Here is a 530-nt window from a genome sequence, read left to right as displayed (position 1 = left end):
GCGTTGTTCACCACTTAACGCGGCGTTAGCTTAAAGGAGCGCGAAACTTTGGATATTGTTTTAATAATCATTTTAGTTTTATGCGCAATATTAGTGTTTCCAGTCTTATTTGGTTTGTTCGAATTGAAAACTTCAAAGCTCAAAGCAATTATCGAGATTGAAGGTAATCAAATAACGGTCCGTAAGCTGGCTGTGGAGCGATTCCTTCGCTTAAAAGGTAGCACGATATGTACCTCCAATATTGTACGTATTCAGTTTGTGAAAGACCCGATTGGAGGGACGTGCGTAACCCTGTTTAATAAATCCGATGGAGCTTTGGACTTTTGGGTTCCAGAGCACTTAATGAAAGGCGTTAAAAGTGAACTTGTTAGTGCTTGCCCGTATGCAAAAGTCGTTGAAATTTAAGCTAACAAGGCGTTTAAGGCGGATTCACAACGCGTGGCGATTTCAGTTTAAGTTAAGTTTAGTGTTTAAGGTACAATGTTTTAGGTTTGGTGGTTAGCGTTGTTCACCACTTAACGCGGCGTTAG

Annotated in this window: 1 protein-coding gene; it reads left to right on the top strand. The window is 40.6% G+C overall.

Features of this window, described 5'->3' with window-relative positions; genetic code table 11:
• Positions 1-123: 123 nt before the first annotated feature.
• The gene (locus tag ACQEXS_RS22560; RefSeq protein WP_427015284.1) at positions 124-405 is read left to right on the top strand and encodes a hypothetical protein; all 282 of its coding nucleotides are present in this window, start codon (positions 124-126) and stop codon (positions 403-405) included.
• Positions 406-530 lie beyond the last annotated feature (125 nt).

It is taken from the genome of Vibrio sp. TRT 17S01 (assembly GCF_050113695.1).
In the GTDB taxonomy this organism is placed as follows: Bacteria; Pseudomonadota; Gammaproteobacteria; order Enterobacterales; family Vibrionaceae; genus Vibrio.
The sequence above is the reverse complement of the archived record's forward strand: the minus strand, read 5'-3'. Positions and strand labels throughout refer to the sequence as shown.